Raw genomic sequence first — 20,803 nt, 5'->3', positions numbered from 1 at the left:
TTTATCCTGTTAGCCTTTGATATATTTTTTCATTTGTTCTTCCGCATTATGTTGATGAATTGCATTTGCAACCAAGCGTGGTACACAAATTCTATCAACAGGTTGGAATATTGTACCTAATGATTTTGCAACCACAATCGCACAAGGGATACCAATGATAGAAATCATAGAGAGAAGAATTTGTAAGCAGCTTATTAGTACTAAAGGTAAACCAATAATAGGAATGTAGATAATTTTTAATAAAAATCCATACACTTTCCAGATTTTATTTTGTTCAATATCTGTATCTGATTTTTTAATCATTTCATATTGGAATGGTAATAGTAGAAATTTGGAATACTGAATCAATCCCAAACCAATAGGTGCTCCAATAATAGTTAAGGTTAGAATAGATCCAAATATAAAACAGAATAATGATGTCAAAAATCCACAAAATGGAATATGCCATAATACATTTGCTAGTGCTCGCATAAAGTTATTCCTAAAATGACGTTATAATTATGATGATTTTAATTATTTGAATTTTTCTCCAAATTTTTTAGAGTTCTTTTATTAGTAATTACTGAATATACATTCACACCTAAAGATAAAATTAATATCAGAAGAATTACTAAAAGAATAATAGTAATTCCAATTAAACGACCTTCTAGCATAAATTTTCCTTATAGTTTACTTAGATTAATAGTATCATGATTTTACAATCATACAGTCATTATAATGAAAAAAGGCTTGTCATCTAGCAACAAACTGTGTAAATTGAAACCACTATTAGTGTTTATAAGACATCAAATTTGTGGGTAAAAATGAATATTAACGAAAAGATCCGAAAGTTAAGGGAAGCAAAAGATTGGTCACAAGAGCAAATGGCAGATAGAATGCATATGTCGCTCAATGGTTATGCCAAGATTGAGCGTGGTGAAACAAAGCTATATTTAGATAAACTAGAGCAAATAGCTCAAGTTTTAGACATTGATTTTGTTGAGCTGATTTCATCAGGTGAGAAAAATGTCTTTTTGCAAATTAATGAGAATTCACATTTAGGGTCATCATTTCAAGGTAACAATGAAACATCATTGATGATAGAAATTGAAAAATTAAAGTTATCTTTAGCACATAGCCAACAACTTTTGGAAGAAAAAGAAACACTATTACAAAAATTATTAGAACAAAAAGATAGTGAAATAAAGGCATTAAAAGAGATGATTGAGATTTTAAAAGGTAAAGCATAGAAATATAGGGCTACAATTTAATAGCCCTATTACATCATCTAAATGCTTTTTTTGATACAATCTTCAACAAAATCCCCCCAATCATTCATTAGAGGTTTACGCTGTTCAAGAAAGGTTGAACGATTATAAGCATTCCGTACTTGGTTTGAACTGCGGTGTGATAAACAAGCCTCAATGATTTCAACATTCACATTAATAAATTTTTCACTCAAATAAGTGTTGCCGATTGAACGTAAACCGTGAGAGGTTAATTTACCCTTATATCCCATTTGTTTAATGGTGTTATTTGCAACTTGTGAACCAATCGGTTGTGAAGGTTTCTTCATACTTTGGAAAATATAAGGACTGCGACCAGTTATTTTTTGCAATTTATGTAAAATTTTGATCGCTTGTTTGGATAACGGAATGGTAAATTCTCGTTTCATTTTCATTCGTTCAGCTGGTATGTTCCACAATGATTGTTCAAAATCAATTTCAGCCCATTGAGCATTAGCAGCCTCTTTGGGCCTTGCCATTGTTAGTAATGAAAATTCAATCAATGACTTAATCACCAAATCAGCGTGTGAATCACGCAATGTCGCAAAAAATTCAGGTAAATCTTCTGGACGAATTGTTGGGTGATGTGTTGATTTAGCTTTGGTAAAAGTGTCAGCAATATCAGCACATTTGTTAAATTCAATAATGCCACGATTGACAGCAAATCTCATAATTTCATTGATTGTTTGCAATAAAGATATGCCAGTAGCCTTGACACCACGTTGGAATAAAGGGGCTACCATTTCAGTCACTTGTAGTGGTTTGATTAGAGAAATGGGCACATCAGCTAATTCAGGAAAGGCATAAAGTTGCAATCTACGCCAATGGTTGTTTAGTGTTGCCGATTTGATTTCAGCAGATTTCTTTTGTTTCCATTGTTCAGCAACAGCCAAAAAAGTATTTTTTGCTGATTGTAATTTGTCTTGTTTTTGAGATTTGATGTGTTCTTGTGGATCAATATCATCAGCCAGTAGTTTCTTATATTCATCTCGTAATGAACGAGCTTTTGATAAACCAACAGTTGGGTACATACCCAGTGACATTTTTGTTCTTTTTTTAGTCATTGGGTGATAATAGTTGAAACGCCAAGATTTTGAACCTGTTGTTGAAATCAATAAAAACAGTCCGCCACCATCAGTTAATGTATAGGGTTTATCTCGTATTTTTGCTTTTTTGATTTCAGTATCAACAAGTTGATGAACCTTTTTGGCCATAAACCACCTCATATAATCAGCTCAAAATATAGACACAAATCAGATTTTGGTAACCACGAAATTTAGTTTCACTGTTCTTAGATACCAATATGGTTACTAAAAACCTGAATTATAGTGATATATTCTGAATTATAATAGGTTACTAAAATCGTGTAAATCCTTTGATAATAAAGGGATTTAGATATATCTTGATACACTATGGAATATATGAGAAATTTTTAAACCAAAAATCATTCTAGCACGCACGCAAAATGGGCAATGATCATAAACGTATAATTTCATTTTTTCTCCTCAATAAATGGACTTTCACTCATTTCTCACACCTTACCGCAAATTTTTCCATCCGAAAATAAAAAACTTGAAGTTCATCACAGATTATTTTGCCAATTTCCTTTACCATTAAAGTGCAATTCAAGTTGAATATGGGGGACTTATGTGGAAATCAATTTCTCAAGTTTTAGCCGAACATCTTGGTGCATATTATTTTATCAAGCAAAAACGCAAAGTGCATACTGGCGAAATGCACGAAGCTTGGATTATTGATGATGGAATCCAGCCCGTTTTTGTTAAAATTAATGAAAAATCCTACCGCTCTATGTTTCGTGCCGAAGCCGATCAGCTGGAATTACTAGCCAAAACAGGGACGATTCAAGTACCGCAAGTTTACGGCGTAGGCTGTTCACAAAACCACAGTTTTCTACTGCTAGAAGCCCTTCCATTCAGCGAACCTAACGAACAATCAATGGCACAATTTGGCTCGCAATTAGCCAACTTGCACCAATGGAGCAATGCCGAGCATTACGGACTCGATTTTGACACTTGGCTTGGACCAGTTTATCAGCCAAATGGTTGGTCAGATAATTGGGCAAAATTTTTCAGCGAACAACGCATTGGCTGGCAATTACAGATCTGTAAAGAGAAAGGGCTAGAATTTGCTAATATTGATGAACTGGTTTCATTAGTCGCCCACCGTTTAGCCAAGCATCAACCTAGACCGTCCTTATTGCACGGCAATCTTTGGATTGAAAACTGTGCGATGATAAATCACCAACCATTCATCTACGATCCCGCCTGCTACTGGGGTGATCGTGAATGTGATCTCGCCTTTAGCAAATTATTCCAACCTTTCCCCGAAAAATTCTATCAAAATTACCACCGCACTTTTCCGCTTGACGAAGGCCATCCACAACGAAAAAAAATTTATCAGCTTTATTACTTATTGAATTTTAGTCATCGATTTTTTGGGCATTATGTTGATTTAACAACAAGTGTAATTAAGCAAATATTATTAAAAAAAGAATAATTTCTATTTTTTATTACTTACTCAAAATTAACTAATTTACACTCAAACCACTTCTTTAGAAATTGTTCAGGGTTAATTTCATTAATATCATTTTGATAAAATAGAATATTTACTTTTTCTGATATTGGTTTCCAATGAGTAAAGTTTGTCTTATCTTCACTATAAATTCCGATGATAGGTTTATTAAAACCTGACGCTATATGGACACTTGATGTATCTGGGGAAATTAATTGATCACAATATTTAATAAGCGATATAGTATGAAAAATATTTTGTGTATTATGAACAAATACATTTTTAAATTCTTTTGCTATTGTTCTTAATTTATTAGTAACCTCTGGGTAACTTAGAATAATAATATGTTTATCTAAAATGATTGAGGTAATATATTGTAAAATTTGTTTTATTCGTTCGTCAGAAAACTTCCTTGAACTTGATGCTCCGTAAAAATTTATCGCAATATAATTTCTTATTTGATTAGTCTGTAAAAAATATTTAATTTCTTCATCTTCTACTTTAGTATTTGGGATGTCATATTTTATATTATCAATAGTAATCCCTATTTTTTCCAATGCTTTTCTATATACCTCAGAAAAGTGTATATCTTGTTGAGATAGATTTAGGTTAAATAACTTATAATCTTCTTTATGAAATCCAAAATAATTTTTTGCTTTAATCAAGCGTAATAGGAGTAAATCACGATTACGTATCATAATGGTAGGATCGATAACTAGATCATAATGTTCTTTTCTAAGTTTTAACCCACACTTTATATAATCAAAAATATTCTTTTTCTTAACAAAATATAATTGATCAATATAGGGATTTTGCTCAAATAGATAAGCATTTTGCTTCGTACATACCACACCAATTTTAATCGTTGGATTAAAACGCTTTATTTCTCGGAATGCAAACGAACTCACAATGTAGTCTCCTATTTTCCCATCTTGTCTAAGAAAAAGGATACTCATTGGCAGGTTATCAGAAAAATTATCTGAACTTTTTTTATCGAGTAAAAGCTTTCCGGCCTTTAATCGTAATTCTCTTAAGATATTTTTAATATTACTCATAACGATTTTCTATTTCATCTATTTCTGAATGTAAATCAGTAAAAATACAAGGGGGTTCTATTCCATAGGCTATTATTCCTGTTATCTGAATCCCTCCGGTCAGAAAATCTGATGGCATTCTAATTGGATAAGCAACATCTAGTAATTTTTTAGCTCCTTTTTGAGTAATGAAATATCCCACAGTTCCAATTATTGTACGACGAGATTTTTTAGATGGAGTTCTATATCTCGCTAATCGATAACGTTCAGGTAAAGATCGCATAAAAGGATATACTTTGGCTTTACCATGAAATAAAAATAAAATTTCTCCTTTAGCCGGTAGTTTATCCAATGCTGACAAAATCAATTCTCTAAAATTATGTGATATAATAGCATCATCTTCAAAAATAATTGCTTGTGGAATATTATTCTTTATCATATGCTCATATAAAGAGATATGACTTTTTGCACAGCCTATTTCTCCTAAAGTTAGCTTTTTTGCATTATAGTTCTCAGGATAAAAATTAAAATCCACTTCCTTTAATTCTGCTTCACCCAAATACTTCCCATAAACAGCATCAAAAAACTCAAACTCTAATCCTAAGCTATGCAATCTCTTACTAATAACTTCCCTTCTTGGAGAATTTTTTAAACTAATAATGAATATTGGTGGTAATGTTTGTTTGTTTGTTTGTTGTTTGTTTGTTTGTTTGTTTGTTTGTTTGTTTGTTTGTTTAGCATTATAGTCACCTATTTCTTAATTACAAAAACTATCTTATTAAATAGAATTTTTTTGAGCTTTAATTTTATCTTCAATAACAGACTTTACCAACATTTTAAAATTATACTTAATACAATCTTCAGAAAAAAATCTGAAGATGTGATTTTATATTCTCTTTATAAATACTAAGTTTATCCTGACCATTTAATAGTTTAAATATCTTATAATCGTTGGATTAAAACGCTTTATTTCTCGGAATGCAAAAGAACTTACAATATAGCTCCCCGATCTACCCATCTTGCGAAGAAAAAGAATACTGGCTAGCTGGCAAATTATCTACAATTTTTTTATCAAGTAAAAGCTTTCCGACTTTTAATCTCAATTTTCTTAATTGCTCTTTCATACTATATATTACTCATACCGATTTTCTATTTTATCAATCTCAGAGTCATTACTTCCAAATACACAAGGAGGTTCAATGCCATAGGCTTTTATTCCTGTTAATTGAAGCAACCCTGTCAAGAAATCAGCCGGCATTCTAATTGGATAAGCCTGCTTTAACAATTTTTTCGCCCCATTTAAAGTAATCAAATAAGCCGTGGTCTTAATAATACAACGTTTAGATTTTCTAGATGGAGAACGATATCTAGCTAAACGATAACGTTCTGGTAAACTACGCATTAAAGGCCATACTTTCGCTTTGCCATGATCTAAAAATAAAATTTCTTTAGATGACGAAAGTTTTTTTAAAGCCGCTCTTAAAATATCTTCAAAATAAAGTGATACAATTGCATCATCTTCAAGAATAATTGCTTCAGAAATGTTGTTTTTTACAATATGTTCATAGAGCTTAATATGGCTCATAGCACATCCTATTTCACCTAATGTGAGTGGCTTTAATGAATTATACTCTTTCGAGTAAAAAGAAAAATCAACCTTAGCTAAATCATTCTCCTCTAATTCTTTTCCATACACTGCATCAAAAAATTCAAAGCTGAGTCCTAAACTTAATAATCGGGCAGAAATAAACTCTCTTCGTGAAGAATGTTTTAAACTAATTACAAATATCGGTGGTATCGTTCGTTCGTTCGTTCGTTCGTTCGTTCGTTCGTTCGTTCAGCATTATAGCCTCCTATTTTTTGATAATAAAAACCTATTTTATATATTTATATTGATTTATATAAAACCTGGGGATTTCAAATTTCATTTACTTCAAATCTAAAAATCTTTCCCTCAATTGCTGCAGCTGATCCCGCACTGCGGCGGCTTTTTCAAATTCCAGATCTTGGGCGTGTTTGTACATTTGTTGTTCCAGTTTTTTAACTTGTTGCTGAAATTCCTTGGCGTTGAGCGGTTGGTAAAGTGCGGTCGGTTCTGACACTGTTTTTTGTTTTTGTTTGCTTTTCGCTTTGTTATTTGTTGCACCTTGTCCAATGTCGAGCAATTCGCCCACTTTTTTGTTTAATGCCTGCGGTACAATGCCCTGCTCTGCATTATATTTCATTTGTTTTTCGCGGCGGCGGTTGGTTTCTGTGATGGCTTTTTCCATTGATTTGGTGATGTGATCTGCATACAAAATGGCTTTACCATTAAGATTTCTCGCCGCACGCCCAATGGTTTGGATTAGCGAGCGTTCGGAACGCAAGAAGCCTTCTTTATCCGCATCTAAAATGGCAACAAGGGACACTTCGGGAATATCCAGCCCTTCCCGCAATAAGTTAATTCCCACTAGCACGTCGAATTCCCCTAAGCGGAGATCGCGGATAATTTCAACTCGTTCCACCGTGTCAATATCGGAATGCAAATAACGCACACGCACGCCGTGTTCTTCAAGGTAATCCGTGAGATCTTCCGCCATTCGTTTGGTGAGCGTGGTAACTAAAACCCGTTCATTTTTATCCGCTCTTTGTTTTGCTTCAGAAAGCAAATCATCAACTTGAATGGCAACAGGGCGAATTTCAATTACAGGATCAAGCAAGCCCGTTGGTCGCACCACTTGATCGATAATTTCACTGCCCGATTTTTCTAATTCGTAAGGGCCCGGCGTGGCAGAAACATAAATCGTTTGCGGTGCTAAGCGTTCAAATTCTTCAAATTTTAATGGGCGGTTATCCAGTGCTGATGGTAAGCGGAAGCCATATTCCACTAACGTTTCTTTGCGTGAGCGGTCGCCACGGTACATTCCGCCGATTTGGGGAATGGTAACGTGCGATTCATCAATAATCAGTAAGCCATCAAGAGGCAAATAATCAAACAAGGTTGGTGGCGGATCGCCCTCCTTACGTCCCGATAAATAGCGGGAGTAATTTTCAATTCCTGAACAGTAGCCTAGCTCGTTCATCATTTCAATATCAAACAATGTTCGTTGTGTGATACGTTGTTCTTCTAATAATTTATTTTCTTTGATGAAATATTCTCGCCGTTTAGCCAGCTCAATTTTAATTTGATCAATAGCTTCTAAAATCCGTTCACGAGGGGTGACATAATGCGTTTTCGGGTAGATCGTGTAGCGTGGCACAGCACCAAAATTTGCTCCAGTCAGCGGATCAAATAAGCTGAGCCGTTCGATTTCGTCATCAAATAATTCAATGCGAATAGCTTGGTTATCCGATTCCGCAGGAAATATATCAATAATTTCACCACGTACGCGGAATGTTCCTCGTTGGAAAGCTTGATCATTACGGGTATATTGCAACTCCGCCAGTTTTGCCAAAATTTGACGCTGATTAATAATCGCTCCTGTTTGCAAATGCAACATCATTTTGAGGTAGCTATCCGGATCACCCAATCCATAAATAGCAGACACTGAGGCAACAACGATGGTATCGCGGCGTTCTAAAAAAGATTTCGTGGCAGACAATCGCATTTGTTCAATTTGATCATTAACTGAAGCATCTTTTTCAATAAAGGTATCACTACTCGGTACATAGGCTTCAGGCTGGTAATAATCATAATACGACACAAAATATTCCACCGCATTTTCAGGAAAGAAAGCTTTCATTTCTGCATAAAGTTGAGCGGCAAGGGTTTTATTTGGAGCAAGTAACATTGCTGGACGGTTTAATTTTGCAATCACGTTGGCGATTGTGAACGTTTTTCCTGACCCCGTTACACCAAGTAGGGTTTGATGTGCTAAACCAGCATTAAGATTTTCACAGAGCATTTCGATCGCCTGTGGTTGATCACCTGAAGGTGAAAAATCAGAATGGAGAATAAAAGGTTTGCCCTTAATTTTGTTACTCATAAAAAATGCCTTGTCCCAAAAGTGCGGTTAATTTTAGCATAGTTTTTTGCTTTTTGCTCAGAGTAAAAATTCAAGTTTTACACAGACTTATATTTGTCAAGATTGAAATAGCAAAAAATACATATTTTTTTTGAAAATTTTTCTAGATTTTTTATAACTCATTGATAAATATCATAATGTTATTTTACAATCAATTTTATATCCAATACTAAAAATACCAGTTTTTACAAGGGATTGACGCATTTTTCAAATAAAAACTCACAGACTTATCCACAGGCTCTGTGGATATAAAAAAAGAACATAATTTTTCAAAAATTTTTTCATTCGCCTGTTGACAATGTAATGCGAGATCATTATCATCTGCGACCAATTCCTTGTGATACAGAATTATTCCTCCTTAGTTCAGTCGGTAGAACGGCGGACTGTTAATCCGTATGTCGCTGGTTCAAGTCCAGCAGGAGGAGCCAAATTTCTCTTTTTGGTGGTTTTTATTTGTCTCCTTTTATAAAAGCTATTGAATACCAAAAGAGTTTAAAGCCCATATCCTCCTTATGGGCTTTTATTTTTTCTAAAATTCGCAATTCATTGTGTATAACCGCTAAAATAGGTGGTAATACAATCTACATTTTATATTTATAGGATATACAAATGCTTTTATCGATTCTCGCCATTGTTGTGGGATTACTCATCTTAGTTTGGAGTGCCGATCGCTTTATCGACGGAGCAGCCTCTCTTGCTCGCTATTTAGGAATGTCGCCTTTATTGATTGGCATCGTGATTATTGGCTTTGGCACGTCCGCCCCTGAAATTATGGTTTCTGCCCTCTCCGCCTTAAACCATAACCCCGGCATCGCCTTAGGAAACGCCTACGGCTCTAACATTACCAATATCGCTTTAATTCTCGGCTTAACCGCAATGATTAAGCCAATTATGGTCAATTCGCAAGTGCTAAAAAAAGAATTGCCCGTCTTAATGCTGGTTACCTTACTTTCTGCCTTATTAATTTATGATACCACGATTTCTCGCCTTGACGCACTGATTTTATTGACGGCGTTCACGCTCTATATGGGCTGGACAATTTGGCAAGGGAGAAAACAACCAAGTGACAGCCTCGAGCAAGACATTACAGAAGAATTGCAAGAAAAACCACAAATGCCATTGAAAACCGCCTTATTTTGGCTTGTTATCGGGCTTCTATTATTAATGGGAAGTTCTCAGCTTTTAGTTTGGGGAGCAGTAAACATCGCCACATATTTAGGTGTGAGCGATTTAATCATCGGTTTAACCATTGTTGCCATCGGCACGTCCTTACCCGAATTAGCCGCTTCCATTATGGCTGCCAAAAAGAGCGAGCTAGATCTTGCAGTGGGAAATATCATCGGCTCAAACCTATTTAACACCCTTGCGGTTGTCGGTATCGCTGGGGCTATCAGCCCGATTACAGCCACGCCAGAAGTATTTAATCGTGATATGTTAGTGATGATCGCCTTAACCGCCCTGCTCTTTTTCTTCGGCTACGGCTTCAAAAACAACAACGGAAAAATCAACCGCATTGAAGGACTAATATTGTTTTTATGCTATGTGGCTTATAATTCTCTACTAATTTACACCGCACTTTAATTTTTTAAATATCGGCAAAAGGGGCAAATTTTCCCCTATATTATCCCCCCTCTATCCCCCAAATAACACTGCACCACCTTGTACAGGCAAGGTGGTGCCATAAAACAGAGTCACGGCGAAAAAGATCACCACAAAACCCGCAATAAATTTTACGATAATGTCAGCATAGGGCATTTTCCCCATCGAAAAATACCAACGCCCTAATTTTACTGCACTTTGGCGGGCGTATTGCACGATCAAAGCAAACAAAGAAAGAGTGATTCCCGTTCCCAATGCCATTGCCATTGCGGCAGCCACGCCCCATTCATACAGATTGAGCATATAAGAAAGAAAGAGAATAAAAATTGCCCCTGAGCAAGGCCGCACGCCAATCGCCAATACCACTAATAAACGAGATTTAAAGGTAGTAGCGTAATCGAGTTGCTGTGAATTGGGGAGATGTTGGTGTCCACAGCGACAAGATGAATGATGCTGGCAAGAAGATTGAGAGAGGGAAAGATCCTCCCTTTTGAGGGGGTATTTTGCCATTGGTTTGATTGCGTGAATTTTTACCTCAGAAATCGTTTTTTTATTTTGTCGAAATTCGCGATAAAATCTGACCGCACTTTGATAAATCCAGTAACTCCCGAGCAAAAACATTAATAGAAATGCCGAGCGTTCAAGCCAAAGCTGGCTCAATTTGAAGTAATTGGAGGAAAGGCGTAGCCCAACCACAATAATTGAGGTGGCTAACACTGCAACGATACCTTGCATTAGCGAGGCCGATAAGGTGAGTTTAACGCTGGTTTTCAATTTGGATTGATGTGTAGATAAATAACTGGCAATCACAAATTTGCCGTGTCCGGGGCCCAACGCGTGTAAAACGCCGTAAAGAAAACTCATCGCAATCAGCCCAATCCCTGCTTGTACGGGGCGTTGTGCAATTTGGCGAAGAGAGCTAGAAATGCTCTGATTAAACAGCTTTTGCCATTCGATAGTTTGTGCGAATAAGTATGGAAACAGAAAATAGCTGGCAACAATCAGTATCGCCAAAAGCAATATGAGTTTATAAGATCGAGTTAATTGCATAGAATTTCGACTTTTTGGCTGAAAATTTGTCCTAAAGAGCGGTCTTCATCACGCTGATTGCGATCTAAAGATGCAGCATATTGACGCATTTTTTCATCGACATTGGATTCAATTACTTTGCCTTGACATTGCGACGGAAGGGCTGAAAAATCCACCGCACTTTGTGGTTTATGGGGTTGTTTATGAGCTTCAGGGTAACTCATCGCGACAAAATAAGTGGGATCATAAGTGCTTAATTCAAAACGATTATTTTTTAATAGCTGCGGTTTGGAAAGTAAAAAATCAAAATAATATATCACTTGCGAACCGTTTGATTTCATTCCATAGTTTTGTGGTTGTGCTTGATATTTAATTTTTTTCTTATCTTTATCAAAGAGATAACTAAAATAATGCTCGTTCACAATATTTTTCATCGCTTCATCAACGAGCTTTTGCTTCTGTGCTGGCTCGCGTGATTGATTGAGATCGTAAATAATGCTGGCAGAGCTGGGTTCATCAAGTGTCCATTGCATTGAAAATCCAATAAGTTGCCCCTCTTGCACTAACACTTTGTTTTGCATATCAATAAAGGCGTGCGGGTGGGCAACGCTCAGCAGCGGGATAAACCACAGCAAGCCTAAGCTTTTCTTTAACATAGCTTTCAAAATCTAGTTCTTAAAATATATTGGATATAAAATATGAAAAATAGTTCACTTTTAAACCTGATGTTTCATCAAAACATAAGTATTTTTATGATATACATCAAAAAATGTAAAGTCATTATTTATTTGTCTATGTATTATGAGTAGTATACATCACATCAAGTAATGTGATAACTTGATATTCATAAAGTTCCTAAATAAAATAATCAAAATAAATAGCTAAACTACTTTCCTACCTCCCTTTTGGGAGGTTTTTTTTCGCTTTCAATTCGCCAAAAGGCAAAATCTCAAGTAAAATAGACCGCACTTTTTATAGCTAAGAGAACAATTTATGTCATCACAATTTGTTTATACGATGCACCGTGTCGGTAAGGTTGTCCCGCCGAAACGTCATATTTTAAAAGATATTTCCCTAAGCTTTTTCCCTGGTGCCAAAATTGGTGTGCTGGGGTTAAATGGTGCAGGAAAATCCACCCTACTCCGCATTATGGCTGGCGTGGATAAAGAATTCGAGGGCGAAGCACGTCCACAGCCCGGCATTAAAATTGGCTATCTTCCACAAGAACCTAAACTTGATCCACAACAAACCGTGCGTGAAGCGGTAGAAGAAGCCGTTGCGGAAGTGAAAAATGCCTTAACCCGATTAGATGAAGTCTATGCACTTTATGCTGATCCTGATGCGGATTTTGATAAACTTGCCGCAGAACAAGCAAAACTAGAAGCCATTATTCAAGCACACGACGGGCATAATTTGGATAACCAACTGGAGCGTGCCGCTGATGCCTTGCGTTTACCAGATTGGGACGCAAAAATCGAGCATCTTTCAGGGGGCGAACGCCGCCGTGTGGCACTTTGCCGCTTATTGCTCGAAAAACCCGATATGCTGTTACTCGATGAACCAACCAACCACTTAGATGCCGAATCTGTAGCTTGGTTAGAGCGTTTCTTACACGATTATGAAGGCACGGTGGTGGCAATCACTCACGATCGCTACTTCCTTGATAACGTGGCAGGCTGGATCTTAGAACTCGACCGTGGCGAAGGCATTCCTTGGGAAGGCAACTATTCTTCTTGGTTAGAGCAAAAAGAAAAACGCCTAGCCCAAGAAGCAGCGGCGGAATCGGCTCGTCAAAAATCCATTGAAAAAGAATTAGAATGGGTTCGCCAAAATCCAAAAGGTCGCCAAGCGAAAAGCAAAGCGCGTATGGCTCGCTTTGAAGAATTAAACAGTGGCGAATACCAAAAACGTAATGAAACCAATGAGTTATTTATCCCACCTGGCCCACGTTTAGGGGATAAAGTGATCGAAGTGGCGAATTTAAGCAAATCTTATGGCGATCGCACGCTCATTGATGATTTATCTTTCAGCATTCCAAAAGGGGCGATTGTTGGTATTATCGGGGCAAACGGGGCTGGGAAATCCACCCTTTTCCGTATGCTTTCGGGGCAAGAGCAACCTGATAACGGCAGCATCACCCTTGGCGACACCGTGATACTTTCTTCAGTGGATCAGTTCCGTGATGAAATGGACGACAGCAAAACCGTATGGGAAGAAGTTTCACACGGACAAGATATTTTGCGTATTGGCAACTTTGAAATCCCAAGCCGTGCTTATGTCGGACGCTTCAACTTCAAAGGTGTCGATCAACAAAAACGCGTTGGTGAGCTTTCAGGTGGGGAACGTGGACGTTTACATTTAGCTAAGCTATTGCAAGCGGGCGGTAACGTTTTACTACTGGACGAACCAACCAACGACCTTGATGTGGAAACCTTGCGTGCCTTAGAAAATGCGATCTTAGAATTCCCTGGTTGTGCGATGGTGATTTCCCACGACCGCTGGTTCTTAGACCGTATCGCCACCCATATTTTGGACTACGGCGATGAAGGCAAAGTCACTTTCTACGAGGGCAACTTCTCAGACTATGAAGAATGGAAAAAGAAAACCTTCGGTGCAGAAGCTACTCAGCCACATCGTATTAAATATAAACGTATTGCGAAGTAACCAATCAAAAAAACTGAACACTTCGTTACTTTTTAGATAGTAAACCAAAAGAGCGGTAATTTTTCACCGCTCTTTCAATTTCATAAAATTTCACTCACTCTTTCAAAGATTGAAGCCCCTTAATCCTATTGCCAGCGATAAAACCACTTTAAATGTTTTATTCAATTTTATTAAGACAACTTCATATTGCAAAAGCGATGCTGATTTCAGCATTTATGTCTTTATATTGCTCTTTTTCTTAAATTAAGAGAGAGATATTTACTAGACCATTATCACCAAGCTAAGAAATCCCTCTACTCTTTCATTTTATTTTGCAGCCAATTCAATCAACTTCAATGTTAATTCACAAGACTTTACAAAAGCTGGAATAGGCAGAAACTCAAAACGGGAATGAAAGTTATGTGCACCAGTGAAATAATTAGGGGTGGTGATACCTTTCACAGATAGAGCAGCCCCATCTGTACCGCCACGCATAGGGATCACGTTGGGTTCTACATTGATCTGTTCCATTGCATTAAATAGTAAATCAATGGATCGGCGATCTTCACCTAAACTATTGGCGATATTGCCATAAATATCAGAAATTGTGCAATTTATTACCGCTCTTGGATAACGCTGTTGAATTTGTTGTACCGCTTGTTCGATGAAAGCTTTGCGTTGCTCAAACTGGGCTTTATCAAAATCTCGAATAGCAATGCTAAGCTCAGCTTGACTTTGGTTTGCTTCAAAATGATTAAACCACCAGTAGCCTTCTTTATTTTCTGTACATTCTGGGGTTTGGCTGCGATCAAACAAGGCGATGAAATCTTGTGCAACTAGAATAGGATTAATCAGCACATTCTTTGCCGACATTGGGTGCGCACTGACGCCTTGAATGGTTATGCTGGCAGAAGCGGCGTTAAAGTTTTCATATACTACTTCGCCTAGCTCGCAGCAATCAATGGTGTAGGCGAACTGTGGCTTAAATTTGTTAAGATCCAATAACTTCGCACCACGTAATCCAATTTCTTCATCAGGCACAAAAGCGATATAAATATCCCCTGTGGCAATATTATTCTGCTTAATCATTGAAAGTGCGGTCATAATATTGGCAATTGCCGCTTTGTTATCTGCACCTAACACACTCGTGCCATCACTAAAAATGATCTCTTGCCCTTGGTAAGGCAAAATTTCAGGGTGTTCAGCAACTTTCAACCAAATATTTTTCTCCGCATTAAGTTGCAAATCCTGTCCGTTAAAGGTTTGAATTTGCGGTGTGATATGAGGAGATAACGCAACATCTACGGTATCCATATGAGCACAAAAACCGATGGCAGTGGCATTCGTTTTAGTGCCTTTCAAAACGCCTGTTACGTTGGCGTGTTGGTCAATTTCAACCTCTTGCACGCCTAATTCTTGCAATTCTTTCGCCAATAGCTTTGCCATTTCCCATTGTCCTTGGCTACTCGGCACAGTGGAATTGTTTGCATCACTTTGACTGCTAATCGCAAGATAACGAAAAAAACGATCAATTAATTGTTGTTGCATAATGCCTCCCTCTTTTCACTATGCTTTTGGATATGTGTAGCCGCTATCAAAACCGAGCGGAATGCCTAAGCCCCAGAATAAATATAACACAAGGGTTAACACAATAAATAAGCCGATGGTATATGGAATCATCATTGAACAAAGTGTTCCCACGCCAGTATTTTTACAATAACGCTGACAATAAGAAATCAATAATGGATAGAAAGCAAACATTGGCGTTGAAACATTCATTACCGAATCACTAATTCTAAATGCGGCTTGGGTTAATTCGGGTGAAATATTCACTGACATTAGCATTGGCACGAGAATTGGCGACAAAATTGCCCATTTTGATGTGGCGGACGTGATAATAATATTTAGCAATAAAGTTAATACTAACACGCCAAACACAGTGATACCCGCAGGCATTTGCAAGGCTTTCAAAAATTCAGCACCGGATAAGGCAATCAATGTGCCGATTCCTGAACGGTTAAAAGAATACAAAAATTGTGCACAGAAAAAGGAAAACACAATAAATGGTACAAGGGTATAAGTGATTTTCTCCATTGCTTTAGTGACTGTGCGAGTATCTTTAAATGTGCCTGCAATAATGCCGTGAACCAAAGAAGGCACAGCAAAGAAAATCAGCAATAATGGCACAATCATTTGCATAATCGGCGATTTTGGACTAGTCAATGAACCATCTGACGCTCTCAATAACGAGTTTTCAGGATACGCCAATAAAAACAATCCCACCACCATTAACAACAGCATCAACGATGCCCAGCGAAAGGCTTTTAAGTCTTGTGCAGTTGGTGGGTTAATTGTGGTGTCTTTGCTATCTAAATCCTTATCAATAGGCATTGTGCGTTTTAAATGTGGATCGATAATTTTATCTGTAATATACCAGCAGGTTAATATCACAAAGAATGTGCTACCTAGACTAACAAAATAATTACACAGCACATTCACATCATAGCTCGGATCTAAAATGCGTGCGGCACTTTGTGTGAAACTCTGCATAATAGGATCAATAATCGAAGGTGTAAAACTGGCGGAAAAGCCTCCCGCTAAGCCAGCAAATGAAGCTGCAATTCCTGCTAAAGGATGTTTACCTACGGAATAGAAAATCAATGCAGAAATAGGCATTAAAATCACATAAGCAGAATCTGCTGCAAGATGAGCGAATACAGAAATGATAATTACAGCTGGTGTAACTATTTTCTTTGGAATAATACTTAACGCACGGCTCAAACCAACATTAATAAAACCACTCGCTTCAGCAATGCCAATGCCAAAAGTTGCAACAATAGTAATACCCAAGGGTGGAAAATTCACAAAGTTTTTGGTGAGTGATGAGAAAAAGGTTGCAATTTCAGAAGATTGGAAAAGATTAGTGATTTGAATCGGTGTTTTTTGAATAGGGTGGATATAATCAAAATGAAAATAAGAAAGCCCCCAAGAAAGCAACCAACATACAATTAACGCATAAATAAACAACATTGTAATGTCAGGTAATTTATTGCCGATATATTCAATTTTTTGTAGCCAATTTCGTCTTTGCATATCAATTTCTGCCATAAATTTCTCCTGAATATAGATGATAAAATCTCTTTGATTATAGGCGTGCTTTTTTGCTAAGTAAATCTCAATACCAATGAAAAAGAGGTATGTTTATTTTCTACACTGCACAGAATCCCGCCAAATTAATTTAGGTTCTAGCAAAATAGCTTGTTCGCTTTTATGGGGGTTTTTAATACGTTCTAACAGCGTTTCCACCGCAAGTTTGCCTAATTCGGCTTTAGGTTGGTGAATGGTGGTGAGCGGTGGGGCGAGATATTGGGCAAGGGTAATATCATCATAGCCAATCACAGAAAGATCTTGCGGAATACGCAAACCATTTTGCCACGCCACTTGATAAACACCTACCGCAATCGTGTCGCTACACGCAAACACAGCCGTAGGTCGTTTGCCCGCTTGTAACAACTTTTTCATTCCTTCCACGCCACCTTCAAAATCAAAATGGCTTTCGATAATCCATTCATCACGAATGGCTAACTGATATTCGTTTAAGGCTTTTTTATAGCCTTGCAAACGATTTCGTGCGAGGGATTTATTCAGATTTCCTGTGATAATCGCAATCTCTTTATGCCCTTGCTCAATTAAGCATTTTGTCGCAAGATATGCACCAAGTTCAGAATTTTCATAAATTTTATCCGCACTTAATGCTGTTGGCCACCAGTCCATAATCACCATTGGCAAGGCAACATCAAGCTGTTTAAGAAAAGAATGACGGCTATCAGAATACATTAACAACAAGCCGTCCACCTGTTTTTGAATCAGCGTTTGAATATTTTTCTCTAAACGTTCTTCATTGCCATCTAGGCTTGAAATAATCAGATTATAATCGTGCTGATTACAATATTGCTCAACGCCACTCACCACTTCCGCAAAAAAAGGGTTGTTGGTTGCGGTAACCAACATTCCCAAGGTTTTGGTTTGCTTGATTTTCAAACTTCTCGCCAAGGCGGAAGGGCGATAATTAAGCTCTTTGACAACCTTCATTATACGTTCTCGCATTGCTTCGCTCACATAGCCCGTGTTATTAATCACGTGCGACACGGTGGAGGTGGAAACCTGCGCAATGCGTGCAATGTCTTTCATTGTTGCCATAATGACTTCTCAAGTTATTATCAGTAAATATTTGCCATTCTATTGAGTCTGAGCCAAAAAATCGAGCGTTTCTTGCCGAGTAGGAATGGAGGTTTGTGCGCCCAAACGGGTAACACTTATCGCTGCGGCGGCTTGGGCAAAATGAATGGCTTGATTTAACGATTTGCCCTCCAATAATGCCGTCATCAACGCGCCATTAAAGGTATCCCCAGCGGCGGTAGTATCTGTTGCCTGCACTACAAAGCCCTGCACGATTTCTTGTTGATTTTGATGGCTGACGAAAACCCCTTTCGCACCTAAGGTAATCAATACCATTTCCACCCCTTTTTGATGAAAAACTTGCGCAGATTGCACCGCACTTTGGTAATCCACCACTTTCACGCCTGTAAGAATTTCCGCTTCTGTTTCATTTGGCGTAATCATTGTTAGCTGCCCCAACAATTCATCTGGCAGTGGCTGTGCAGGTGCGGGATTTAACACCACTTGTTTACCTGCTTGTTTCGCTAACTTCGCCGCACACAGCACGCCCTCCAAGGGGGTTTCTAATTGCATCAGCAAGGCATCGCTCTGCTCAATCATATGAGCGAAAGACTGCACCCTATCAGCATTCAAATATGCATTCGCCCCCGCGGAAATCACAATGCTATTTTCGCCGCTGTCTGCCACTTGAATCATTGCGATCCCTGTGCGAGCCTGTGTGACTTCAGAAATGGCCGCCGTATTCATTCCCGCTTGCGCGAAAGATTTTTTCATCTCCCGCCCAATATCGTCATTTCCTACACAAGCGATAAAATTCACCTTCGCCCCCAAGCGAGCTGCTGCCACCGCTTGATTTGCCCCCTTTCCGCCGTACACCACTTGATAATTACGTCCCGACAAGGTTTCCCCCGGCTGTGGAAAATGTGACACTTGAATAAGATGATCTGCGTTAATACTACCGAGAATGGTTAGGGTTGAATTGTTCATAAATATAATTCTCTTATATACCGTTATTGTTCAATGAATAAAATGCCAAAATCATAGGTTTTGGCATCTTTTATTATAGTGTTAAGCCAATACTACACCACCTAAACCAATGAATAATCCCGCTATTGTAGCACTAAGTAAATTTGCTAAAGAACCAGCAATAACCGCTTTAATCCCTAAACGAGCTATATCAGATCGACGATTAGGAGCCAATCCACCAATTCCCCCAATAAGAACTGCGATAGAACCAAAATTGGCAAATCCACATAATGCAAAAGTAATAATCGCCTTTGTTTTCTCCGTTAAAACCACAGGGGGTTCATTACCTAAATAAGCAGAAAATTCAGAATAACCAACAAATTCATTAACAGTGAGTTTTATGCCTATCATTTGCCCAGCAATTTCAGCTTCGTTCCAAGAAACCCCCATTACCCATGCCAGAGGTTTAAAAATCCATCCTAAAATCATTCCTAATGTTAAGTCTGGCATATTGAACCACGCACCAATGCCGCCCAACATACCGTTAATTAAAGCAATCAAAGCAATAAACGCAATTAACATTGCCCCGATGCTTAGAGCCATATTCATTCCTGCACTTGCCCCATTAGCAACTGCCTCTAAAATATTACTTGGTTTTTCTAATGAAATATTTTCTCCCACATCAGAAAACTGTTCCGTTTGTGGATACATTATTTTAGCAAAAAGTAATCCTGCTGGAGCTGCCATAAAAGAGGCTGCAATCAGGTATGTAAGAGGTACGCCTAATCCCATATATCCTGCCATAACCGAACCAGAAATTGAAGCTAGTCCACCACACATAACGGCAAAAAGCTCAGACTCAGTCATTTTACTAATATATGGTTTTACTACTAACGGTGCCTCCGTTTGCCCAACAAAAATATTAGCGGCAGCCGACATAGATTCAGCTTTTGATGTAGCTAAAATTTTTTGCAGTGTTCCACCAATTAATTTTATTATCCACTGCATAATACCAATATAATAAAGCAAAGAAATTAAAGCTGAAAAAAACACAATAATAGGCAACACCCGAATAGCAAAAATGAATCCTTCATTACCAAATGCTTTAAATGCACTATCTGTTGCTAGTCCACCAAAGAGAAATTCAACACCGATATTTCCAAAAGAAATAACTTTACTGACTGCATTTGACATAACTAACAGCATGTCTCTACCGATAGGTACATACAAAATAAATGCACCTATAGAAATTTGGATTATCAACGCTCCTAATACTGTTCTAATCCTAATCGCTTTGCGATTATTTGATAATGCATAGGCAATACTTAAAAGCACAATGATACCTAGAAAACTCGTTAATGTATTCATAGTTCATCCTCATGATTTAATTAGGTTGAATAAATAACAGCATAGCGAAACGTTTCGTTTGGATATAAAAAGGATAGATCAAAATATATTTATCTTGAATATAAATATATTCAAAATGTGATACCTATCACATATTTCACAGAACGTTATTGTATTTAATAAAAACATTTGTGATCTATTTCTC

General features: G+C 37.6%; 18 protein-coding genes, 1 tRNA gene and 1 pseudogene. 5 read left to right on the top strand and 15 right to left on the bottom strand.

The features are described 5' to 3' along the window. Positions 1 to 9 precede the first annotated feature (9 nt). Both HBL79_RS04670 and HBL79_RS04665 read right to left on the bottom strand, forming a co-directional pair. Positions 10 to 471 carry a YccF domain-containing protein gene (locus tag HBL79_RS04670; RefSeq protein ID WP_035684917.1) on the bottom strand — a complete coding sequence of 154 codons (462 nt, stop codon included), beginning with the start codon at positions 469 to 471 and terminating at the stop codon, positions 10 to 12. A gap of 38 nt (positions 472 to 509) precedes the next feature. Next, on the bottom strand, positions 510 to 653 hold the full coding sequence (locus tag HBL79_RS04665; RefSeq protein ID WP_156127767.1) for a hypothetical protein: 144 nt from the start codon (positions 651 to 653) through the stop codon (positions 510 to 512). A gap of 150 nt (positions 654 to 803) precedes the next feature. On the opposite strand from HBL79_RS04665, the gene HBL79_RS04660 reads away from it, so the two are divergent. Next, a complete protein-coding gene (locus tag HBL79_RS04660; protein ID WP_035684920.1) occupies positions 804 to 1,229 on the top strand; it encodes a helix-turn-helix domain-containing protein in 426 nt (141 codons plus the stop codon). Positions 1,230 to 1,267: 38 nt separating this feature from the next. Here HBL79_RS04660 and HBL79_RS04655 read toward each other — a convergent pair whose 3' ends face one another. Then, entirely contained in the window at positions 1,268 to 2,479 is a 1,212-nt protein-coding gene (locus HBL79_RS04655) for a tyrosine-type recombinase/integrase (protein ID WP_035684922.1), read from the bottom strand. A 216-nt stretch (positions 2,480 to 2,695) separates the two neighbouring features. Continuing rightward, positions 2,696 to 2,761 (bottom strand): annotated as a pseudogene (locus HBL79_RS04650) (glutaredoxin); the annotation flags it as partial. 151 nt (positions 2,762 to 2,912) lie between these two features. Here HBL79_RS04650 and HBL79_RS04645 point away from each other — a divergent pair. Next, positions 2,913 to 3,782, top strand: a complete 870-nt coding sequence (locus tag HBL79_RS04645; protein ID WP_035684924.1) for a fructosamine kinase family protein — start codon at positions 2,913 to 2,915, stop codon at positions 3,780 to 3,782. Between the two features lie 17 nt (positions 3,783 to 3,799). On the opposite strand, the gene HBL79_RS04640 is transcribed toward HBL79_RS04645, so the two are convergent. The 4 genes from HBL79_RS04640 to uvrB all read right to left on the bottom strand — a co-directional run bounded on the left by HBL79_RS04640 (position 3,800) and on the right by uvrB (position 8,796). Continuing rightward, on the bottom strand, positions 3,800 to 4,852 hold the full coding sequence (locus tag HBL79_RS04640; protein WP_035684927.1) for a glycosyltransferase family 9 protein: 1,053 nt from the start codon (positions 4,850 to 4,852) through the stop codon (positions 3,800 to 3,802). Continuing rightward, on the bottom strand, positions 4,845 to 5,498 hold the full coding sequence (locus HBL79_RS04635) for a glycosyltransferase family 25 protein (RefSeq protein WP_035685259.1): 654 nt from the start codon (positions 5,496 to 5,498) through the stop codon (positions 4,845 to 4,847). The genes HBL79_RS04640 and HBL79_RS04635 overlap by 8 nt, the downstream gene beginning before the upstream one ends. A gap of 465 nt (positions 5,499 to 5,963) precedes the next feature. Then, complete coding sequence (locus tag HBL79_RS04630; RefSeq protein ID WP_035684930.1) at positions 5,964 to 6,629, bottom strand: glycosyltransferase family 25 protein; 666 nt, start codon at positions 6,627 to 6,629, stop codon at positions 5,964 to 5,966. 130 nt (positions 6,630 to 6,759) lie between these two features. Next, entirely contained in the window at positions 6,760 to 8,796 is a 2,037-nt protein-coding gene (gene uvrB, locus HBL79_RS04625) for an excinuclease ABC subunit UvrB (RefSeq protein ID WP_035684933.1), read from the bottom strand. A 391-nt stretch (positions 8,797 to 9,187) separates the two neighbouring features. On the opposite strand from uvrB, the gene HBL79_RS04620 reads away from it, so the two are divergent. Further along, positions 9,188 to 9,263: transfer RNA gene (locus HBL79_RS04620), tRNA-Asn, on the top strand. 181 nt (positions 9,264 to 9,444) lie between these two features. Continuing rightward, positions 9,445 to 10,416, top strand: a complete 972-nt coding sequence (locus tag HBL79_RS04615; RefSeq protein ID WP_035684939.1) for a calcium/sodium antiporter — start codon at positions 9,445 to 9,447, stop codon at positions 10,414 to 10,416. A 51-nt stretch (positions 10,417 to 10,467) separates the two neighbouring features. Here HBL79_RS04615 and zevB read toward each other — a convergent pair whose 3' ends face one another. Both zevB and zevA read right to left on the bottom strand, forming a co-directional pair. Beyond that, a complete protein-coding gene (zevB, locus tag HBL79_RS04610; RefSeq protein ID WP_035684942.1) occupies positions 10,468 to 11,484 on the bottom strand; it encodes a zinc transporter permease subunit ZevB in 1,017 nt (338 codons plus the stop codon). Next, positions 11,475 to 12,119: a zinc transporter binding subunit ZevA gene (zevA, locus tag HBL79_RS04605; protein ID WP_081637502.1), complete on the bottom strand. Its 645-nt coding sequence runs from the start codon at positions 12,117 to 12,119 to the stop codon at positions 11,475 to 11,477. Before zevA ends, zevB begins: the two co-directional genes overlap by 10 nt. Positions 12,120 to 12,456: 337 nt before the next feature. Between zevA and ettA the strand changes: the two genes are divergently transcribed. After that, positions 12,457 to 14,127, top strand: a complete 1,671-nt coding sequence (ettA, locus tag HBL79_RS04600; RefSeq protein WP_035684946.1) for an energy-dependent translational throttle protein EttA — start codon at positions 12,457 to 12,459, stop codon at positions 14,125 to 14,127. Positions 14,128 to 14,433: 306 nt separating this feature from the next. On the opposite strand, the gene pepT is transcribed toward ettA, so the two are convergent. The 5 genes from pepT to HBL79_RS04575 all read right to left on the bottom strand — a co-directional run bounded on the left by pepT (position 14,434) and on the right by HBL79_RS04575 (position 20,619). Next, positions 14,434 to 15,654, bottom strand: coding sequence for a peptidase T (pepT, locus tag HBL79_RS04595; protein WP_035684947.1), 1,221 nt, complete (start codon positions 15,652 to 15,654; stop codon positions 14,434 to 14,436). An 18-nt stretch (positions 15,655 to 15,672) separates the two neighbouring features. Next, complete coding sequence (locus HBL79_RS04590) at positions 15,673 to 17,214, bottom strand: AbgT family transporter (protein ID WP_035684949.1); 1,542 nt, start codon at positions 17,212 to 17,214, stop codon at positions 15,673 to 15,675. Between the two features lie 93 nt (positions 17,215 to 17,307). After that, positions 17,308 to 18,306: a substrate-binding domain-containing protein gene (locus HBL79_RS04585; protein WP_035684951.1), complete on the bottom strand. Its 999-nt coding sequence runs from the start codon at positions 18,304 to 18,306 to the stop codon at positions 17,308 to 17,310. A 39-nt stretch (positions 18,307 to 18,345) separates the two neighbouring features. Next, on the bottom strand, positions 18,346 to 19,272 hold the full coding sequence (rbsK, locus tag HBL79_RS04580; protein WP_035684953.1) for a ribokinase: 927 nt from the start codon (positions 19,270 to 19,272) through the stop codon (positions 18,346 to 18,348). A gap of 81 nt (positions 19,273 to 19,353) precedes the next feature. Further along, positions 19,354 to 20,619, bottom strand: a complete 1,266-nt coding sequence (locus HBL79_RS04575; RefSeq protein ID WP_035684956.1) for a NupC/NupG family nucleoside CNT transporter — start codon at positions 20,617 to 20,619, stop codon at positions 19,354 to 19,356. Between the last annotated feature and the right edge of the window lie 184 nt (positions 20,620 to 20,803).

The sequence above is a fragment of the Avibacterium paragallinarum genome (genome assembly GCF_011765605.1).
Classification (GTDB): Bacteria; Pseudomonadota; Gammaproteobacteria; order Enterobacterales; family Pasteurellaceae; genus Avibacterium; species Avibacterium paragallinarum.
Note: the sequence above shows the minus strand (reverse complement) of the source record. Positions and strands in the feature narration are given on the sequence as shown.